We start from the raw sequence: 18,887 nt of genomic DNA on the forward strand, positions 1-18,887 counted from the left end.
CGGCCTCAGGCCTGCAGGGCCTTCGTCAGTGTCTTCAGAAGTCCCACGACGCCGCCGTTCGCACGGTGGCGGGTCAGCCCCTCGCTCACGGCCGCTCCCGTGCGGGCCGAGACGAACCACGGCGGCTTCGGCAGGATCGTGAGGCGTCCGCCGCCGCCCTTCGACAAGCTCAGGGACCCAGCGATCCACCGCGGGAACGGGCGGAAGGGTCCGCGGAGCACGGAGCGCTCCACCCCGTCGAGCAAGAGCGCGTTGTGCACCACGCCGATGCCGCTGCCGACGTCGTCGATGGTGCCGCCCGGGAAGGCGCCCCAGGTGAGGGTCGGGGTGATGAACCCGAAGGCGGTCCAGCCGTTGATCGCGATCGAGCCGTAATGCAGAGCCGTGATCGCGCGCTCGAAGCCGGCGCCGAGTGACTTCTCGGTCGCCGGGTCGATCAGCAGGTTCGCGCCGAGCGTGCCCTGGAGTTTGTCGTTCGCGTGGGCGACGGCGGCGTCCAGGAATTCCTGGCCCGTACCAGGGACCGTGACCACGCCCAGCACCGGCGCGAAGTACTCGGTCGTCTCGAGCGCGGCGGCATCGTCGTCGGCGTCGATCTCGACGAGCAGTCGGTCTCCCAGCACGAGCGCGTCGGGGTAGGCATCGGTCGCGACGTCCATCCGCGAGGGCGAACCCGGGTACCAGATGGGCCGCTCGGGGGCATTGGCGTACGCACGGCGCAGCGCGGCCCGGAACGCATCGGCCTGGTCCCAGTCGGACGACATGATGACGACCTGCCCGGCGATGCAGTTATGGCCGGAGTTCTGCAGGCGCATGGTCGCGATGTGCTCGGCCTGGTAGGTGAGGTCGGCATCCGTCCAGGCGCCGGGCACCACGATGATGGGGGAGACCCCGCCGAGTTCGGCCGTGATCGGCTTCTTCAGCTGCGGGCGGTTCTCGCGGCGACGGCGCTTCGTCGCTGCGGCCCCTTCGCCCTTCGACGGCCCCCAGACGATCGTGTCGAACGTCGCGGCCGAGCCGGTGATGTGCACGTGCACGAGACCGGGATGGCCGGTGAGGTACGCGCCGACCGCCGGGCCGCCGCGGACGATGCGCAGCAGTCCCGGCTCGATGAGGGGTGCCAGCGCGCGCTTGTACACCGGCACCAGGGCGTCCTGCGTGGGGTTCACCTTCAGCAGGGCGGTGCGGTTGTGGGCGAGCAGTTCGTACAGCACGTCGAGGACCGGGATGGATGTCACGTTGCCCGCACCGAGCACGAGTCCGACGCCGCCCGGCTCGGTGGGGGTGCGCTGCGCGAGGCCGGCGCCGGCGCGCGCGGCGTTCGGGGTGATGCCGGGTTCGAGCCAGACCTCGCCGGTGAAGCCGGACAGCAGAAACTTGTCGATGCCGGTCAGGGGGAAGGCGTGCACACGCGTGCGCCCGCCCGGGGCGCGGTCGATCGTGATGCCGTCGAGCGGGTTCGCGCCCCTCGCCAGGCGGGAGAGCGTCTCGATGTAGGCATCGAGGGCGCCGAGCACGCTGTACGGCCCGCTCAGCCACTCCTCGCCGCGCAGCGGGTGCTTGCCGTCGAGCCCCTTGGAGGCGGCGGCGGTGTTCGCCCAGTCCTCGGCCGTGGCGGCGACGCTCGTGCGCACCGCGCGGAGCAGGGTGAGCCGCTGGGCGACGGTGAGGGCGGACCAGGTGCGCACTCCGGCCTGCAGGTCGTCGACCGCGGTGTCGAGGCGTTCCCGCTCGCCCTCGCTGAGCGACGCGGACCCAGTCGTCGGCGTGCTCTTCGAGGCGGATGCAGGGGCGGGGGCTGTGCTCGCAGAAGTCATCGGCGTCTCCTTCGGACGGGATCCCAGCTTAGGCGTCGGAGCTTCCGACGGCCTCGATGTCGGCGCGACGCAGACGGTAGCGCCGGAGCGTCAGCAGGCTCGCGGCCATCAGCACGGCGGGCAGGATGCTGAAGCTGAGCACGATGCCCGCGATCGCGGCATCCGGCTGCTCGACCGTGGTGCCGGCGACGGTCGAGATGTAACCGGTCGCGGCGAGGGTCAGCGACACCGTGGTCGCCCCGAGTGCGAAGCCGACGGTCTCGCCCGCGGTCCAGATGCCGGTGAACGTGCCGGCCTGTCCCGGCCCGGTCGTGCGCTCGTCGTGCGAGATCACGTCGGGCAGCATCGCCATGGGCAGCGACTGGAGCCCGGCGTAGGCGATGCCGGCGACCGCGACCGAGGCGTAGATCCAAGCGCCGGGCGCCCAGACCGCGAACACGAGGGTCGCCGCGGCGGCGGTGAACAGGATGCTGGCCATCGCGAACGCCCGCTCTTTGCCGACGCGCCGCGCGATGACGGTCCAGGCCGGTGTCGCGAGGAGCGCAGGCCCGACGAGGGCGACGAACACGAACGTCACGGCGTCCTCGCTGCGCAGCACCCACGTCGCGACGTACTGCGCACCGGCGAGCATCGTCCCCGTGGCGAGCGCCTGCAGCACGAACGTGCCCAGCAGGGCGCGGAACGGCTGGCTGCGGCGCAACGCCCGGAAACCCGACATGTACTGATCGCGCCAGGTCGAGTCGGCGATCGCGGCGGCCGGTGCCGCTTCGGTGCGCCGGGCGGCGACGGTCGCCGTCCGGGAGGCGATCAGCATGCCGATCCCGATCACGACGCCCGAGGCGATGCCCATCAGGAGGTACCCCACGACGGGGTCGTCGCCGGCGTTGCGCAGCGCGGGGCCGCCGGCGCCGAACAGCAGGATCGCCGCGGTGAGCACGACCACGCGCCAGCCGAGCAGCCGGGTGCGTTCGTCGTAGTCGCCGGTCAGCTCTGCGGGTAGCGCGACATACGGCACCTGGAAGAGGCTGAACGCGGTCGCCGTGGCGAGGAAGGCCAGCAGCACGCTGATCGCCCCGGCGACCGGGCCCCAGGACGGCGGCACGGCGAACGTGAGCGCGAAGAACAGGGGGAGGGCCAGGGCGCCGGTCACCATGAAGCCCCGACGGGATCCGGTGCGGGCGAGCTGACGGTCCGACGCGGCGCCGATCAACGGGTCGATCAGGACGTCCCAGATCTTCGCGGCGGTGACGATGAGTCCGGCCGCCAGCGCGGCGACACCGAGGTTGTCGGTGAGGAAGTACGTCAGCACCAGCCCGGGCAGGGTGGCGTAGCCGCCGGTCCCCAGCGACCCGATCGCGTACAGCACGATCGTGCGCGGGGAGAGGCGGACGGATGCTCGTTCGGGCCGAGCCTCAGTGCTCATCGCGCCAGTGTAGCGGCGCGGTGAGGGGCGCTCAGATCAGTGCGAGCTCGCGCAGCTTCGACTCGACGTCGGCGTTCGACGGCTCGACGTGGTGCGAGGCGTCGGGGTACACGACGACCGGGATGTTCGTGCGACCGGAGATCTCCTTCGCGACGTCCGCGGCGGCGGGCTCGGCGACGAGGTCGATGTAGGTGTACTCGACACCGAGCGCATCGAGCTGCTTCTTGGTGCGGATGCAGTCGCGGCACCAGTCGGCGCCGAACATCGTGATGGTGTCGGAGGCAGCAGAAGTCATGCTTCCAGCCTACGGCCGCCGGGATGGGGTGGCGCTGAGAGCGGGCCGGGGTCTCGCGAGGGGGCGGCTCAGCCGAAGAACCGTCCGAGGGCTGCAGCGACGGCCGGAGCAGCCTCCTCCGCCATGTGATGTCCGCTGTCGATGGCGAAGCCGACGGGTTCCGTGGCCCAGTCGCTCCAGATCTGGAGCGGGTCGCCGTAGAGGGCTTCGAGGTCGTCTCGCTTCGACCACAGCACGAGGGTCGATGCCTGGACGCGGCGACCTGCGGTGCGGTCGGCTTCCTCGTGGTCGCGGTCGACGGTGAGGCCGGCGCGGTAGTCCTCGAGCATCGCGCGGACGACTCGCGGGTCCTGCACCGCCGTCATGAGTTCGGCGTGGTTCGCCTCTCCCATGGTCGCGGGGTCGGCCTTGGGCGCGTACCAGGCGTCGGGGTCGGCGCCGATCACGCGTTCCGGGATCTCCGGTTGGGCGAAGAAGAACCAGTGCCACCAGCTCATCGCGAACGTCGCGTCCGCGCGTCGGAGGTGTTCGCTGATCGGGATGCAGTCCATGACGGCGAGGCGGTCCACGACCTGCGGGTGGTCCAGGGCGAGACGCAGCGCGACGTAGCTTCCCCTGTCATGCCCGGCGAGGTGGAAGTGGTCATGGCCGAGCTGTCGCGCGACCTCGACGATGTCCGCGGCGACGGCCCGTTTGGAGTGCGCGGTGTGGTCGGCGGTGGGCGCCGGTCCGCGGGAGCGGCCGTAGCCGCGAAGATCCGGGCAGATGACGTGGAAGCCGCGATCCACGAGCAGCGGGGCGACGCGATGCCAGGTGGCCGAGGTTCGCGGATGCCCGTGCAGCAGCACCACCGGCGGGCCGGAGCCCCCGTGTCGCACGAAGATCTCCGCGGCGTCCGTCGTGATCGTCGTCGTGGCGAAGCCGGGGAAGAGCGCGTCCTCCTGATCCCGGCCCGGGTGGCTCATCGACCCCTGTCCACTTCGTCGGGCAGATGCTCCACGGGGATCACGACCACGTCCTGCATCTTCCAGTCGATGTCGGCGATCCCCTCCGCGGCGGCGGTGAGATCGTCCAGCGGCACCTTTCGTCGATGCGGCACGACGAAGGCCTCGATGTGGAAGACCTGACCCTGATCGCGCATCCGGACGCCGGCCTGCGCGACCCAGGGCCGACTCCGCAGGTACGACACGATGTCGGCGGCAAGAGGATGCGGGTGCTTGCTGTCGTAGGTGCGGGCGCGCTGATCCATGAGGTCGACCACGGCCGTCCTGGTGTTGCGGAAGCCGTCCCAGATGATGCCGAGGGAGATGAACAGGGCTGCCGCGCCGTCCAGCCACCACGCGCCGACGCCGATGCCGAGCACGCCGACGACCGACGCCACCGTGGTCTGCCAGTCCGCCTTCGCCATGTCCGCGTCGGCGTACAGCAGCTTGTTGTGCAGCACGGGCGCGAGCTTGGACTTCGCGGGGCCGTAGAAGAACACGGGCCCGATGATCACGACCACCATGACGCTCACCATGAGCCACCCGAGCCAGATCGTCTGCCCGAACAGCTGCACGGTGCCGATCGTGGGATGCTCGGCCGCGATCAGCCCGGTCACGGCCTCGACGGCGAGGTTCAGACCCACGGCGAGCAGCGCCACTCCAGCGACGAGATGCCCGACGCCCATCGCCCGGTGCAGGCCGTATGGGTGCTTCTTCGTGGGGTGGCGGCGCACGAAGATCAGCGCCGTCAGAAAGGCGAACTGCGGGATCAGGGAGAGCATGTCCTCGATCCAGGCTGTCCGCATGGCTTGCGACTCACCGACCACGAGGGCGATCACGGCGATCGTGATGGAGGTGTAGACGATCGTGAAGATCTCCCACTTGACCGCGCGACGAATCGCGCGCGCCTGCTCGGCGGGCAGGGTGGTGCGGCCGAACTGCCGGGTCTCGGTCATCCGCCGACCTCCTCGTCGAGGAAGGTCTCCAGGGTCGAGAGGAAGGCGTTCTCGCCGAGCGGCACCAGCATCACGAGTTCGCGACCCTCGGCGCCCTCGATCCCGCGATAGCCTCGCGTGACGCCGGCCTTGTCGACCCAGGGGGTGTCGGGGGTGATGCCGCCGGCGATGAGGTCGAGCTCTCCCACCTCGAGCTCTTTCACCAGCGTCTCCTCCGACGCGACGGTCCAGTCGGTCTCGGCGTCGATGCTGTCGGCGAAGCGGTCCACGAGGTCGACGATCGCGCCGGAGGGGTCGTCACCGCTCACCTCCACCAGCTCGCCATCCGGGGACGTGCCGACGCGGAGCACTCCGCCCCTCACGGAGTCCAGGGTGCCGTCGGGGTCGGTGGGAACGGTGAGCCCGCACCCGGAGAGCAGCGCGACGACGGCGACCCCGGCGAGGAAAGAGACGGGGCGTCGAATGCGCCGTCGGTGCGGCATCTCAGATCTGTCCACACTCCGAGGGTGCTCCGCGCGGCATCGTCGTGCAAAGGCGTTGACGAGCGCCTCTGCCGAGCGCTAAAGCCGCGCCGATCACGGACCATGCCTTGTGAGTAAGGGTACCCTTACCTATACTCGAAGCCATGAGCAGCGCATGCGAGCACCTGCAGGATCCCGACTGGGACGACATCGAAGGTGCCGTGCTCATCGCCGGCGACGCGGCCGATGCCGGCCTCATCGCGAGCATCGCGGCGCGGCTGCCGTGGGACGCGCAGGGCGTGATCCTCCTCGAAGCCGCGGCGCGTATCCAGTTCCGTCACATCGACGTGCCCGAGGGGGTGTCGGTGCGCTGGCTGGTGCGCGGTGACGGCATCCGTGCGCACACACGTGGCGAGCGGCTGGCCAACGCCGTGCATTCCTGGTGCGTCGAGTGGACGTGCTCCGAGCCGCCGTCGCAGTGGACGGTCTGGCTCGGACCGCACACGCCGCCGCACGTCGCGCGGATGGCGCGCAGCCTGCTCGGCGTCGCGAACTGAGCGATCCGGGGATGTGCCCCGGGTGTCAGCGACTTGCGGCGAGGGCGGGCGCGCTCGCGCCGGCAGTGATCGCGTCGAGCGCGCGGCGCAGCGACGAGCTCGACGTGTGCGCCGTGTACGGGAAGTAGACGACCTCGACCCCGACCTCGGCGAACTCGCTCTCCAGGCGCAGCCCCTTGTCGGTTCCGCGCCAGTCATCGCCCTTGAAGAAGTGCGTGAACTGCACGTCGCGCCACGAGTCCATCTTCGACGGCGTCGTCTCGACGTAGACGTCGTCGACGAACGAGATGTGCTTCACGATCTCCGCACGCTCCGCGGTCGGGATGACGGGCTCGATGCCCTTCACCTGACGCAGCATCTCGTCGCTGACGACGCCTGCGATCAGAATGTCGCAGTGCTGCTTGGCGTGACGAAGTAGATTCAGATGCCCGACGTGAAACAGGTCGAAAGCACCAACGGCGTAGCCGATACGCGTCCCCATGATCTCCCCAGATCAGTAATTCCCCAGTAAACGGATCCCCATCCGCTTCGCGACTCCCACAGCCGCAGTTCGACAGTCTAGCAGATCTGGGTTTCGTTCCCCACAGCAACCCATGGAACGATGGAGGCCGCACGCGGTGCGTGCGCGGAACAGGGGGCTGACGTGGGGACACCGGTCACGGTCATCGTGCCGACGTTCAACGAACGCGAGAACGTCGCGGAACTCGTCGCCCGCACCGCCGCAGCGCTCGCCGGATGGGACGCCGAGGTGCTGTTCGTCGACGACAGCACCGACGACACCGCCGCCGAGGTCGAACGGGTCGCGGTCGACGCCCCGATTCCGGTGCGGGTCATCCACCGCACCGACAACAGAGGCGGACTCGGCGGGGCCGTAGCCGTCGGACTCGAGGCCGCGGCATCCGATGTCTGCATCGTCATGGACGGCGACCTGCAGCATCCGCCCGAACTGCTTCCCATCCTGCTGGAGAGGTTCGCGCAGGGTGACACCGACCTCGTCGCCGCGTCCCGCTACATCGGCGGAGGCGACACGAGCGGGCTCGGCACGGCCGTGCGCTTCGGTGTCTCCCGCGTGGCGACGTGGCTGACCAGGGCGATGTTCCCCATCCGCCTCGCGCGCAGCACCGACCCGATGACCGGCTTCTTCCTCGTCGACCGCCGTCAGCTCGACCTGTCGGCGCTCCAGCCGCAGGGCTTCAAGATCCTCCTCGAGATCCTCGCGCGCAATGATCTGCGCATCGCCGAGGTGCCGATGGAGTTCGGCGAGCGCCGGCACGGCACGTCCAAGGCGAGTCTGCGCCAGGGGGCGACCTTCATCGCGCACCTCGCCCGCCTGCGCTTCGGGAAGATGTCGCTGTTCGCGCTCATCGGCGTGATCGGCGCGGCCGCGAACCTCGGCATCATGTGGGCGCTCACCGCCGCGGGCGTGCCGTACGTCTGGGCGGCCATCATCGGGGCCGAGGTCACGATCATCGGCAACTTCCTGCTGCAGGAGCGGTTCGTTTTCGCCGACATGCGCACGGATGCCCGCGCCCTCGGCATCCGCTTCGCCAGCTCTTTCGCGTTCAACAACGTCGAGGCCGCGCTGCGGATCCCGGTGATGGCGCTCATGGTCGAGTCCTGGCACATCTCGAGCGTGCTCGCGACGGCGCTCTCGCTGATCGTCGCGTTCTTCGCCCGGTTCCTGTTCCACTCGCTCGTCGTCTACGCGCCGCAGCGGCGGCGCAAGGGCGATGCCGCGGGGGCCGAGCCGCCGACGGACACCGCCGCCCTGCGGGTCATCCGCGCGATCGATGCCGAGGCGATGAAGCCGGGTGAGCTCTAGCTGCTCGCGGCGAGGTACGCCTCGAGGGCGGCGTCCGCGTCCCGCGGCGTCCATCCCGTCGCCTGGATGCGGCCGAGGTCCAGCACGCTGTTGAGCGGGCGCGGGGCGATCGGGCCCGTCTGATCGGCGAAGTACTCCGTCGTGGTCACATCCGTCACGGCGGACGGGTCGTGCCCGGTCAGGCGGTACACGGCGCGCGCGATGTCGGCCCACGACCGCGGCTCTCCCGCACCGGTCACGTTGTAGACGCCGGAGGGCGCAGCGGTCGACAGCAGGTGCAGGATCGCCGAGGCCAGATCTTCGGTGAAGGTCAGGCGCCCGATCTGGTCGCCGACGACCCGAGGAGAGATGCCCCGCTCGGCGAGCGATGCCATCGTGCGCACGAAGTTGCGCCCCTCGCCGATGACCCACGACGTGCGGACGATGTAGTGCCGCGGAACCGTGGCGGCGACCGCGTCGCCGGCCGCCTTCGTCTGCCCGTAGACCCCGAGCGGTCGCACCGGGTCGGTCTCGGTGTACGCGCTCGACTTCGTGCCGTCGAACACGTAGTCGCTGGAGACGTGCACGAGGGTGATGCCGTTCTCGGTGGCGATGCGCGCCAATGCGGTCACGCCGGTGACGTTCGACGACCAGGCGTCACCGCGTCCGTCGTCGGTCTCGGCGAGATCGACCGCGGTGTATGCGGCGGCGTTGATGATCGCGCGGTAGTCTCGCCAGCGCCGCGCCGTGGCCAGGTCGTCGGCCCGCAGATCGAGCGTCTCCCGCGTCGTGTACTCCACGTGCTCGGCGTCACCGAGAGCTGCGCGCAGGGCGAGCCCGAGCTGGCCGGCGCCGCCGAGGACGAGGATCTTCTTCGGTCCGATCGGCGTCACGTCGGCGAGGCGCGGGTGCGCGAGGTCCTTGGCTGAGACCTCGACGTCGGCGAGCGGGATCGGCCACGCGATCGCCGCGGTCTCGTCCGCGAGGTTCAGGAACGAGTACTCGGCGTCGGGCGACCAGTGGTCGTTGACGAGGTAGGTGTAGGCGGTGTCCGCCTCGAGGGTCTGATACGAGTTGCCGACGCCGCGGGGCACCAGGATCGCGCGCGACGGGTCGATCTCCGTCGTGAAGACCGTGCCGAACGTGTCGCCCGCGCGAAGATCGACCCAGGCACCGAAGATCTTCCCGGTCGCGACCGAGACCCACTTGTCCCAGGGCTCCGCATGGATGCCGCGCGTGGTGCCGACGGCATCGTTGAAGGAGATGTTGTTCTGCACCGGGCCGAAGTCCGGGAGCCCGGCGGCGACCATCTTCTCGCGTTGCCAGTTCTCCTTGAACCATCCGCGAGAATCCCCGTGCACCGGGAGGTCGACGACGAGCAGGCCGGGGATCGGCGTCTCGGTGACCGTGAGCGCCTTGCCGAACTCCGTCATCACTGGCCCTTCGCCGCGTAGAACGACTCGGTCGCGTCCTTCGCCGGCGCCCACCAGTCCTCATTCTCCCGGTACCAGTCGATGGTCGAGGCGAGGCCCGACTCGAAGTCGGAGAACTGCGGCGCCCAGCCCAGCTCGGTGCGGAGCTTCGTGGAGTCGATCGCGTAGCGCAGGTCGTGACCGGCGCGATCGGTCACGTGGTCGTAGGCGTCCGCCGGCTGCCCCATCTGCGTGAGGATGAGCTCGACGACCGACTTGTTGTCCTTCTCGCCGTCGGCGCCGATGAGGTAGGTCTCGCCGATCTCGCCCTTGTCGAGGATCGTGAGCACGGCCGACGAGTGATCGTCGGCGTGGATCCAGTCGCGCACGTTCTGGCCGGCGCCGTAGAGCTTCGGACGGATGCCGCGCAGCACGTTGGTGATCTGACGCGGGATGAACTTCTCGACGTGCTGATACGGGCCGTAGTTGTTCGAGCAGTTCGAGATCGTCGCCTGCACTCCGAACGACCGCACCCACGCGCGCACCAGGAGGTCGCTGCCCGCCTTCGTCGACGAGTACGGCGACGAGGGGTTGTACGGGGTGTTCTCGGTGAAGCGCTGCGGGTCGTCGAGCTCCAGATCGCCGTACACCTCGTCGGTCGAGATGTGGTGGAAGCGGCGCTCGTGCCGGCGCGCGGCCTCGAGCAGCGTGTACGTGCCGATGATGTTGGTGTCGAGGAAGGGCCGCGGGTCGTGCAGCGAGTTGTCGTTGTGCGACTCCGCCGCGTAGTGCACGACCGCGTCGGTCTTCGCGAAGAGCGCGTCGACGAGCTCGGTATCGGCGATGTCGCCCTCGACGAGTTCGACCCGGTCGGCGGGGAGCCCGGCGAGCGACGCGCGGTTGCCCGCGTAGGTCAGCTTGTCGAGCACGGTCACGTGCGCGTCGGTGTGCGCCACGACATGGTGCACGAAGTTCGATCCGATGAAACCGGCGCCGCCGGTCACGAGCAGCCGGGTCATCGCTTTCCTCGTTCCAGGAGTTCGAGCAGGTAGGAGCCGTAGCCCGACTTCACGAGCGCCTCGGCTCGTACCCGCAGTTCGTCGTCGTCGAGGAAGCCCTGGCGCCAGGCGACCTCTTCGGGCACGCCGATCTTCATGCCGGTGCGGCGCTCCATCGTGCGCACGTAGTCGGCGGCATCCGTCATCTGATCGAACGTCCCGGTGTCGAGCCAGGCGGTGCCGCGGGGCAGCACCTCGACCTGGAGCTTGCCGCGCTCGAGGTACTCGCGGTTGACGTCGGTGATCTCGTACTCGCCGCGCGCGCTCGGCGCGAGGTCGCGAGCGATGGCGATCACGTCGTTGTCGTAGAAGTACAGTCCGGGCACCGCGTAGTTGCTCTGCGGTTGCTTGGGCTTCTCCTCGAGCGAGATCGCCTGGCCGGCGTCGTCGAACGCCACGACGCCGTACGCCTCCGGCTCGGCCACCCAGTAGGCGAAGACCGCGCCGCCGTCGATGTCGGCGAAGCGCTTGAGCTGCGTGCCGAGGCCCGGGCCGTAGAGCAGGTTGTCGCCGAGGACGAGCGCCACGCTGTCGTCGCCGATGAAGTCGGCACCGATCGTGAACGCCTGCGCGAGTCCGTCCGGCGACTGCTGCTGCGCGAACGTCAGCGAGATCCCGAACTGCGAGCCGTCTCCGAGGAGTCGTTCGAAGTGGGCGGCGTCGTGCGGGGTGGTGATGACGAGGATGTCGCGGATCCCGGCGAGCATCAGCGTCGACAGCGGGTAGTAGACCATCGGCTTGTCGTAGACCGGGATCAGCTGCTTCGAGACCCCCAGCGTGATCGGATGCAGTCGCGTGCCCGAACCGCCCGCCAGAATGATGCCCTTCATGATCCCCCTCGTGAAAACGTCGATGTCCATGGTGGCGTCACAGAAGGGACGGCCATCCCCTGCCGTCCGACGACCCCCACAGTCGTACGCTCGACTCTAGCGGGTCGCATCGCCGCATGGTGGGCGGATGCTGTGACGGCCGCGGGCTGAGCCGAGCAGCTGCCCTGCGGAAATCGACCCTTGTCAGGAATCGAGCCGGGGGTCCATAGTTGGCTCGTGGAATCCGAGGATGGGGCCTCGCTGTCTCTCACCTGGGCTCATCGCGCCGAACAGTCGGCGCCGGCCTGGGCGCAGAGCCATGCCAGGGGCGAGGTGCCGAGCGTGTGGCCGTACGGACTGGACGCGCTGCGTGATCATGCGGCCGTGAAGGTGATCGATCTCCCGCCGCCCGGTCGAGTTCCTCGTGTGCGAGCGCGGCTGGGCATCGGGCCCCGCCCTGTCGAGGGGCTGGCGGTGTCCTGGGACGAGAACACCGCCTATCGCCTGCAGGTCCTGCGTCCCCGCGCGCGATTCGCCACCGGCGTGATCTGGCTCACAGACATGGCGCGGGCCGGGTCCACACCGCCGCGACTGCTCTCGATGCTGAGCGGTGCGGAGTCCGCGTGGGTGCTCAGCGAAGCACAGGTCGACCCGCTCCGGGACCTGCTGGGGACCCGTGGTCCGCGGGTGTTCGCGATCCCGTTCGGCATCGACAGCGAATTCTTCGGCGCACGCCCTTCTCCGACGCAGCCGCGGATCGTCAGCGTCGGCAACGATCGTGACCGCGATCCGGTGACGCTCTACGCGGCGCTCGCGCGGGTGCTGGCTGCGCGACCGGACACGGAGGTCGTGGTGCAGACCGCTTCAGACCTCGTGCCGCCCGAGGGGGTGCGGGTGGTCCGGCACATGCCGCATGCGGAGCTCCGAGATCTCTATGCGACCGCCAGCGTCATCGTCGTCCCGACCAGACCGAACCTGCACGCCTCGGGCATGACGGTGGCCCTGGAAGCACTCGCGACAGCCCGTCCGGTCGTCGTCTCCGATACGCCCGGCATGGCGCAGTACGTGAGCGAGGGGCGGACCGGACACCTCGTGCCGCCCGGGGACGCGGAGGCACTCGCGGTCGCCGTGCTGCGGCTGCTCGACGACCCGGAACGTGCGGCCGAGCTCGGGCGGAACGGACGGATCGAGGTGGAGCGCAACTTCACGACGCAGATCATGGTCGCGGCGCTCGTGCAGGGGCTGCTGTCCCGGGCGTGACAGCGGCGGTCACGCACCGAGACCCGGGCGCGACCGCCGCCGGAGTCACGTCGTGGTCGGCACGTCGCTGATGACGTACTTCGTCTTGCCGCCCGTGTAGGGCAGCGCGTCGACGTACTCGACGGTCACCGGCACCTCGTTCGCGATCCGCTCGCGCAGCGAGGTGACCGCGCTCTCGATCTGATCCCGCGCCTGCGCACCGTCGCCGACGACGACGCGGATGATGATCGAGTAGTCGGAGAGCTGATGGATCTGGAAGAGCCGGACTGCTTCCGGGTGTGCGGCGAACATCCCCATGAGGCGATGCGCGAGCACGGTCCCGCTGGGCAGACGGATCAGGTCCGTCGTCCGACCCTGCGGCTGCTCCATGAGCGGAAGGGCGCGGCCGCAGCGACACGGTTCCCCTCGAAGGATGCCCTTGTCGCCCGTGCGATACCGGATCATGGGGAACACGCGATTGCGGAGATCCGTGATGACGAGGTCGCCCAGCTGGCCCGGGGCCGCGGGAGCGCCGTCTTCATCCACCACCTCGACGCGTCGGACATCCGCGAACACGTGGAGCCCGTCGCGGTGGCCGCATTCGCCGGCGATCCACCCGAACTCGGAACCGCGGTACTCGTCGTACACGGGCGCGCCGAAGACGGACTCGAGACGGGCGCGGACGGATGCCGTGAGCGGCGCAGCCGTCGTCGCGATCGCCGTCGGTGCGGGGACGGTCAGCTTTCGGCGTTCCAGGAAGTCGGCGAACTCCAGCATCGCTCCCACGTAGCCCTCGATCAGGCGCGGTCGGGTCGCCGTGAGCTGGCGATGGAACGTCTCCATGGTCTCCGCCGAGATGAGACCGGCGTCGAGATAGACCTGCTTGGTCGGCCACCAGGCCACGTCGTTCTTGAGGGTCGCCAGGCGGCCGAAGTTCCAGCGACCCACACGGGCGAGGTCGTCGGACGGCTCCACTCCCCACCAGGAGTACATCCGCCAGCTCAGCGCGAGCGACGGCACCCGGGCGTCGTGGAACGTGGCCAGCGGTTCCCCGGTGCTCCCCCCGGTCAGCGCCGGACGAGCGTTGGCGTCCGTCGCCTCTGCGGTGCGGAACTCCGCCGCGTGCTGTTTCACCGTGGCGCGATCGAGGATCGGCAGCGCCGCCCACGCCTCCGGATCGATCAGGGAGTTCGGGCGGATGCCGAGCTCGCCGTAGTGCCGGCCGTAGAACGGCGAGGACTTCATGGCGAACGCCGCGATGTCGCGTGCGAGCCCATTCTGCATCTGAGCGAACTCGTCCGGCGAGAGGCGCTCGTTCGCCAGGAGCTCGCGGTGGAACGAACCCGCTTTCGCGCGCACGGTCGCTGCTTTCGCGCGGAAGAACGCGCGTCTCATCGGTGTGGACATCAATACAGCCTCTCGTCGTCGAAGGAAGCGCTCGTGGGATCCGGCTCAGTCGCGCCGTCGTTTGTGGACGACGGCCTCGCGGAACGCGTCACGGTGCGCGCGGCCGGCATCGGCCCACTCGCGGCGCGACAGGTCGGGCGAGCCCGTCAGCGTCGACACGGCATGCCATGCCTCGACGACCGTCGAGGCGTCCAGGTCGCCGTCGTACATGAGCACCCATTCCGGGCCGACCTCGCGCGCGAGCGCCTCGTTCGCCTCGTTGCGCGGCACCAGCACCGGACGTGCCATCGACAAGGCGGCGAGGACGCTGCCGGAGTTGTGCATGAAGCGGTAGGCCAGCACGATGAGCTCGGACGAGGTCGCGAGCTGGACGAGCTCGGCATCGCTCAGGAAGTCGAGGTGCAGCTCGACACCCGGAAGGCCCGCGGTCCGGGCACGCAGGTCGTCGCCGAGCTCGGGGGTGGACGGGCGCCCGCCGATCTTCAGGCTCAGTGTCGGCTCGGTCTCGACGGCCTCCGCGTACGCGTCGATGAACCCTTCCAGGCCCTTGTAGCGGCGGACCCCGCCGAAGGATCCGAGTCGTCCGGGCACGCGCTCGGCGGAAGGGAATTTCGCATACCAGTCGCGGTAGTGGCCGTGCAGGATCAGACTGTGCGGTGTCCCCGGAGGCAGCGGCGTCGTCTCGTTGATGAGGATCCGGTAATCCGTGTGGCGGTCGATGAAGCGCAGCAGCCACAGTCGCGGTGCGTTGTCGTCGGGGAGCTCGATGTTGTGCACCGTCCGCACCACCGCGATGCGCCGCGACAGGCGGTGTCGGGCCACGAGCGCCGTCGTGAGGAGGTACTTCCCGGTCGACTTCCACCAGCTCGAGCCGTGCAGCTTGGCCTCGGGCCAGTGCCAGTGGAAGGCGTCGTAGCGGCCGAAGAGGGCGGTCTTCCAGGAGAAGCGCAGGTGCACGAGCCCCTCGGTGGAACCCAGCGCCTCGTCGAGCATCTTGTTGTACGGGTTCGTCGTCGGGCGCGGCGCTCCGAGCGACTGCATCACGCGGATGGTCGATGCGGGGTCGGTCATGGTCGTGTCGTCCTCCGATGGGCGGCTGTACTCGTCATAGCGGCGGCCGAAGGCGGCTGCGACCATCCCGCGGCCGCGGTGCGCGATGCGGGTGCCTCTGGCGTGATGGTCGATGTTCGAGGTGACGGCGCCGAACGCCCGTCTAAGGACGCCGGCAACGATGCGGACGACACCGCCGAGCAATGCGCGTACGCGGAGTGCGCCTCGACGCAGCGCGCCCTCGGTCAGCTGCAGCTCGATCCGCGTGTTCGCGTTCGCCGAGCTGAACGCGCGCTGCGCGGCCCAGGCTCTACTGAGTCTCGCGGCGACGACGGGGTCCTCGGTCTCGGACTCGTTGCACCACACGATCAGGCCGCCTCGGCGCACCAGCTGCCGAGAGAAGAGGGTGTCCTCGCCGCCGCCGAGCCCGAGCGACTGATCGAAGCGGAGGCCGAGTCGACGGATGCAGCGGAGGTCGAGCAGGAGGTTCCCCGCCGCCGCGACCTTGAGCACGGTGCCGGTCTCCCGCGTCGGCCGTCGAAACGTTCCGGAGGTGAGCAGCCACGGGTCCACGTCCTCGTCGAAGATCGAGATCACGCGCCCCATCACCGCATCGGCACCGTGCTCGCGCCAGACCGTGAGGAGGGAGGAGAGCCAGTGCTCCCGCGGGATCTCGTCGTCGTCGATGAAGGCGACCAGATCGCGCGCCTCGCATTCGTCCAGGATCCGGTTGCGGGCCGCGGCGATGCCGGGGGTCGGTTCGATGACGTATCGCACCGGCAGACCTGCGCGCTCCGCGACCTCTCGAGCGGAGCCGGCGGCGTCGTTGTCGACGACCAGCACATCGATCTCGACCCCGAGCTCCCCGCATTCCGCGATGCGCGGCGGGAGGGCGAGGAGCAGAGCCTCGAGCAGCTCCGGCCGTCGATAAGTGGGTATGCCGATCGTCACCGCGATCATGTCGCTCGATTCCCGTCCCCTGGTCATCCGCACCATCCCCCATGGCAGTCGTGCCATCCCCATGGCAGTCGCGCGCCTGACTGCGACGCCGGCTCATCGTACCGCGAACCTCGGATTTCCTTCACCGCGTGGCCCTCTCGCGTATAGTCGTTCTCCTGGGAGTCGACGCCGGTCGCGACTCTGGGGAATTCGACCGGCGACCCGATGCGATCCGTGATGCGGATCCGGGGGGAGGATCACGTGTCGTTCGTCCACGGGCGCTTCGCCGTCGTCGTCGTGAACTATGCCTCGGCGGCGCTGCTGCGACGCAACCTGGTGGTCGTCGCGCGCGAGGCGCGAGCGATCGATCCGGACGTCTCGGTCATCGTGGTCGACAACTGGTCGAGCGCCGACGAGCGCCGTGCCGCCGAGGAGGTCGCCGCCGAGAACGACTGGCTGCTGATCTCGCCCGACACCAACTCAGGCTTCGGTGGAGGCGTCAACATCGGCGTGACCCGCGCGCTCGCCGAAGGGGCGACCGATGTCCTCGTCATCAATCCGGATGCGCACATCGACCAGGAGTCGCTGCGGCTGCTCGCCTCCACCACGGCGAACGCACGCACGACTCTCGCGTCCCCGCGCATCTCGGACTCCGAAGGGCGGACCTGGTTCGACGGCATCGACCTGCTGCTCGACGACGGCACCATGCGCGCTCGACGCAGGCGCGTCGTCGGGGATGGTCGACCGTTCGCGCCCTGGCTGAGCGGGGCCTGCCTGTGGATCACGCGCGAGGTCTGGGAGCTCGCCGGCGGCTTCGATGACGACTACTTCCTGTACTGGGAGGACGTCGACTTCTCGAGGAAGGTGGTGTCGGCGGGTGGCTCGCTGGCGCTCGTCGAGGAGGCGAGCGCCGTGCACGACGAGGGCGGGACGCAGCGCTCCGGGCCGGAGCTGTCGCGAGCCAAATCCGAGACCTACTACTACTACAACATCCGCAATCGGATGCTCTTCGCCGTGCGTCACCTCGACGACGCGGACGTGCGGCGCTGGCGTCGCTCGATCCCGCGGACGGCCCGAGAGGTGATCCTCCGCGGAGGACGTCGGCAGCTGATCCAGTCGGCCGCACCGATCCGTGCTTACTTCCGTGGAGTTCGCGAGGCGCGGCGGATCGCTCGTACGCAGGGGGCAGACCAGAAGGGCAGGAAATGGTCGTAGACGCTTACCACCGTCTCGCGCGTGCGCAGAAGGGGCACGCTCGCGGCGCGCCCGCGTACTCCGTATACGTGAATCGTCGGATCGGAAGGGTCCTCGCCGCCGTCGCGTACCGGATCGGTCTCACCCCGAACCAGGTCTCGATCATCAGCGCGGTGCACTCGTTCGTGGCCATCGGCCTCATCGCCTTCGGGCCGGTGAACGTGCCGATGGGCCTGCTGATCGCACTGCTCCTCGTCCTCGGCTACGCGTGGGATTCCGCCGACGGGCAGGTCGCACGACTCCGGGGCGGAGGCAGCCCGCAGGGCGAGTGGCTCGATCACTTCATCGACACGCTGAAGATCGCGTCGCTCCATCTGGCGGTGCTGATCGGTCTCTACCGCGTGCTGCCCGACACCCCGCTGCTGCTGCTGATCCCGATCGTGTTCAGCATCGTCGCGTCCACGACGTTCTCGGGCATGCTCCTCAACGACCTCCTCAAGGGCAAGCACGCGGTGGCGTCGACCCACGAACGCGGCGGCGGCACGCTCGTTCGATCGCTCATCCTGCTGCCGACCGATTTCGGTCTGGTCTGCCTCGTCTTCGTGCTCTGGGGCTGGACGTCGGCGTTCCTCATCGGATACGGCCTGCTCTGCGCCGCGGCGACCCTGTTCCTCGCGCTCGCCGCGGTCAAGTGGTTCCGCGAGATCGGAAGGCTCGGGGCCGACGCATGACCGGGGAGAAGATCCTGGTGGTCTGCGCGGCGAACGTCTGCCGGTCACCGTTGGCAGAACTCGCGCTGAGACGAGGGCTGGGGCCGGAATCCTCCATCTCGGTCAGCAGTGGGGGCGTCCGGGCGAATGAGGGCGACGCGATCTGCACGCTGGTGTCCTCGCTTCACGACGACGAGGGCTGGGCGGCGCAGGTGGAGGCTCATCGAGCACGACCGGTCACCGTGGAGCTGATCGAACAGTCCACCCTCGTCCTCGCGGCATCGCGGGACATCCGAGGAGAGCTCGTGCGGCTCGCTCCACGCTCGCGCGACTGGATGTTCACGATCAAGGAGGCGGCGCACCTGGGAACGGGTTTCTCGTCTTCCGCGGCCGACCGGGTGGCGGAGTACGTCGCATACCTGGATCGCGCCCGCTCGCGATCGGTGCCGCTCGCCGTCTCGGACGGCGTCGGAAGCCGGGTCCGGCGGCTCTTCGGGAGCAGGGGCGCGGCGGATCCGAGCAGCATCGCGGATCGCCATGGCGGCCGCGGCCACCGGGAGACGGTCGCCGAAGTGGAAGCGGCGACGGCGACCGTCGTCGCTCAGCTGGGCGGGCACCGCAGACACGCGTCCTGAGTCGGCTCTTGTGGTTTCGCGATTCCCGCACTACGATTAGCCGACGCCGCGTTCTGCGTGGTTGAGGGGACCGAAGCCGAGGGGGCTTCGGGATGGGGAATCTGGGTTCTGGGGAGCTGCAGTGTTCAATGTTTCATCATG

At 69.3% G+C, this 18,887-nt stretch carries 18 protein-coding genes; 6 read left to right on the plus strand and 12 right to left on the minus strand.

Annotation, left to right across the window (positions count from 1 at the left end; all coding sequences use genetic code 11):
* Window positions 1-5 precede the first annotated feature (5 nt).
* From AC6CHX_RS10530 to AC6CHX_RS10555, 6 genes are all read right to left on the minus strand, one after another.
* The gene (locus AC6CHX_RS10530) at window positions 6-1,817 is read right to left on the minus strand and encodes an aldehyde dehydrogenase family protein (protein WP_498272780.1); all 1,812 of its coding nucleotides are present in this window, start codon (window positions 1,815-1,817) and stop codon (window positions 6-8) included.
* A 28-nt stretch (window positions 1,818-1,845) separates the two neighbouring features.
* Entirely contained in the window at window positions 1,846-3,240 is a 1,395-nt protein-coding gene (locus AC6CHX_RS10535; protein WP_498272781.1) for an MFS transporter, read from the minus strand.
* A gap of 31 nt (window positions 3,241-3,271) precedes the next feature.
* Complete coding sequence (locus AC6CHX_RS10540; protein ID WP_498272782.1) at window positions 3,272-3,535, minus strand: glutaredoxin family protein; 264 nt, start codon at window positions 3,533-3,535, stop codon at window positions 3,272-3,274.
* Window positions 3,536-3,603: 68 nt separating this feature from the next.
* Window positions 3,604-4,500 (minus strand): alpha/beta fold hydrolase, encoded by an 897-nt coding sequence (locus AC6CHX_RS10545; protein WP_498272783.1) that lies wholly within the window; start codon window positions 4,498-4,500, stop codon window positions 3,604-3,606.
* Entirely contained in the window at window positions 4,497-5,474 is a 978-nt protein-coding gene (locus AC6CHX_RS10550; protein WP_498272784.1) for a cation efflux transmembrane domain-containing protein, read from the minus strand. Before AC6CHX_RS10550 ends, AC6CHX_RS10545 begins: the two co-directional genes overlap by 4 nt.
* Complete coding sequence (locus AC6CHX_RS10555) at window positions 5,471-5,971, minus strand: hypothetical protein (RefSeq protein WP_498272785.1); 501 nt, start codon at window positions 5,969-5,971, stop codon at window positions 5,471-5,473. Before AC6CHX_RS10555 ends, AC6CHX_RS10550 begins: the two co-directional genes overlap by 4 nt.
* Before the next feature lie 128 nt (window positions 5,972-6,099).
* Here AC6CHX_RS10555 and AC6CHX_RS10560 point away from each other — a divergent pair, with 128 nt between their 5' ends.
* Window positions 6,100-6,492 (plus strand): SIP domain-containing protein, encoded by a 393-nt coding sequence (locus AC6CHX_RS10560; protein ID WP_136040993.1) that lies wholly within the window; start codon window positions 6,100-6,102, stop codon window positions 6,490-6,492.
* A gap of 25 nt (window positions 6,493-6,517) precedes the next feature.
* On the opposite strand, the gene AC6CHX_RS10565 is transcribed toward AC6CHX_RS10560, so the two are convergent.
* Entirely contained in the window at window positions 6,518-6,973 is a 456-nt protein-coding gene (locus AC6CHX_RS10565; RefSeq protein ID WP_136040992.1) for an FAD synthase family protein, read from the minus strand.
* A gap of 120 nt (window positions 6,974-7,093) precedes the next feature.
* On the opposite strand from AC6CHX_RS10565, the gene AC6CHX_RS10570 reads away from it, so the two are divergent.
* On the plus strand, window positions 7,094-8,314 hold the full coding sequence (locus AC6CHX_RS10570) for a glycosyltransferase (RefSeq protein ID WP_136040991.1): 1,221 nt from the start codon (window positions 7,094-7,096) through the stop codon (window positions 8,312-8,314).
* Here AC6CHX_RS10570 and AC6CHX_RS10575 read toward each other — a convergent pair.
* Genes AC6CHX_RS10575 through rfbA form a run of 3 tightly spaced genes read right to left on the minus strand, consistent with a single transcriptional unit; the run spans window position 8,311 to window position 11,593 of the window.
* On the minus strand, window positions 8,311-9,726 hold the full coding sequence (locus AC6CHX_RS10575; RefSeq protein ID WP_498272786.1) for a sugar nucleotide-binding protein: 1,416 nt from the start codon (window positions 9,724-9,726) through the stop codon (window positions 8,311-8,313). The genes AC6CHX_RS10570 and AC6CHX_RS10575 overlap by 4 nt on opposite strands.
* Window positions 9,726-10,724 (minus strand): dTDP-glucose 4,6-dehydratase, encoded by a 999-nt coding sequence (rfbB, locus tag AC6CHX_RS10580; RefSeq protein ID WP_498272787.1) that lies wholly within the window; start codon window positions 10,722-10,724, stop codon window positions 9,726-9,728. The genes AC6CHX_RS10575 and rfbB overlap by 1 nt, the downstream gene beginning before the upstream one ends.
* Window positions 10,721-11,593, minus strand: a complete 873-nt coding sequence (rfbA, locus tag AC6CHX_RS10585) for a glucose-1-phosphate thymidylyltransferase RfbA (protein WP_136040988.1) — start codon at window positions 11,591-11,593, stop codon at window positions 10,721-10,723. Before rfbA ends, rfbB begins: the two co-directional genes overlap by 4 nt.
* Window positions 11,594-11,809: 216 nt before the next feature.
* Here rfbA and AC6CHX_RS10590 point away from each other — a divergent pair, with 216 nt between their 5' ends.
* Entirely contained in the window at window positions 11,810-12,832 is a 1,023-nt protein-coding gene (locus tag AC6CHX_RS10590; protein WP_498272788.1) for a glycosyltransferase family 4 protein, read from the plus strand.
* A 45-nt stretch (window positions 12,833-12,877) separates the two neighbouring features.
* Here the strand turns inward: AC6CHX_RS10590 and AC6CHX_RS10595 are convergent, their stop codons facing one another.
* Together AC6CHX_RS10595 and AC6CHX_RS10600 are read right to left on the minus strand one after the other, a co-directional pair.
* Entirely contained in the window at window positions 12,878-14,218 is a 1,341-nt protein-coding gene (locus AC6CHX_RS10595) for a phenylacetate--CoA ligase family protein (protein WP_498272789.1), read from the minus strand.
* A gap of 45 nt (window positions 14,219-14,263) precedes the next feature.
* Window positions 14,264-16,255, minus strand: coding sequence for a glycosyltransferase (locus AC6CHX_RS10600; RefSeq protein WP_498272790.1), 1,992 nt, complete (start codon window positions 16,253-16,255; stop codon window positions 14,264-14,266).
* A 213-nt stretch (window positions 16,256-16,468) separates the two neighbouring features.
* Between AC6CHX_RS10600 and AC6CHX_RS10605 the strand changes: the two genes are divergently transcribed.
* From AC6CHX_RS10605 to AC6CHX_RS10615, 3 genes are read left to right on the plus strand one after another with little or no spacing between them, the layout of a single operon-like run.
* Window positions 16,469-17,422, plus strand: a complete 954-nt coding sequence (locus AC6CHX_RS10605; protein ID WP_498272791.1) for a glycosyltransferase family 2 protein — start codon at window positions 16,469-16,471, stop codon at window positions 17,420-17,422.
* On the plus strand, window positions 17,413-18,132 hold the full coding sequence (locus AC6CHX_RS10610; protein ID WP_136040984.1) for a CDP-alcohol phosphatidyltransferase family protein: 720 nt from the start codon (window positions 17,413-17,415) through the stop codon (window positions 18,130-18,132). Before AC6CHX_RS10605 ends, AC6CHX_RS10610 begins: the two co-directional genes overlap by 10 nt.
* Window positions 18,129-18,746: an arsenate reductase/protein-tyrosine-phosphatase family protein gene (locus AC6CHX_RS10615; RefSeq protein ID WP_498272792.1), complete on the plus strand. Its 618-nt coding sequence runs from the start codon at window positions 18,129-18,131 to the stop codon at window positions 18,744-18,746. Before AC6CHX_RS10610 ends, AC6CHX_RS10615 begins: the two co-directional genes overlap by 4 nt.
* Window positions 18,747-18,887 lie beyond the last annotated feature (141 nt).

It is taken from the genome of Microbacterium sp. GQ128 (assembly GCF_059758615.1).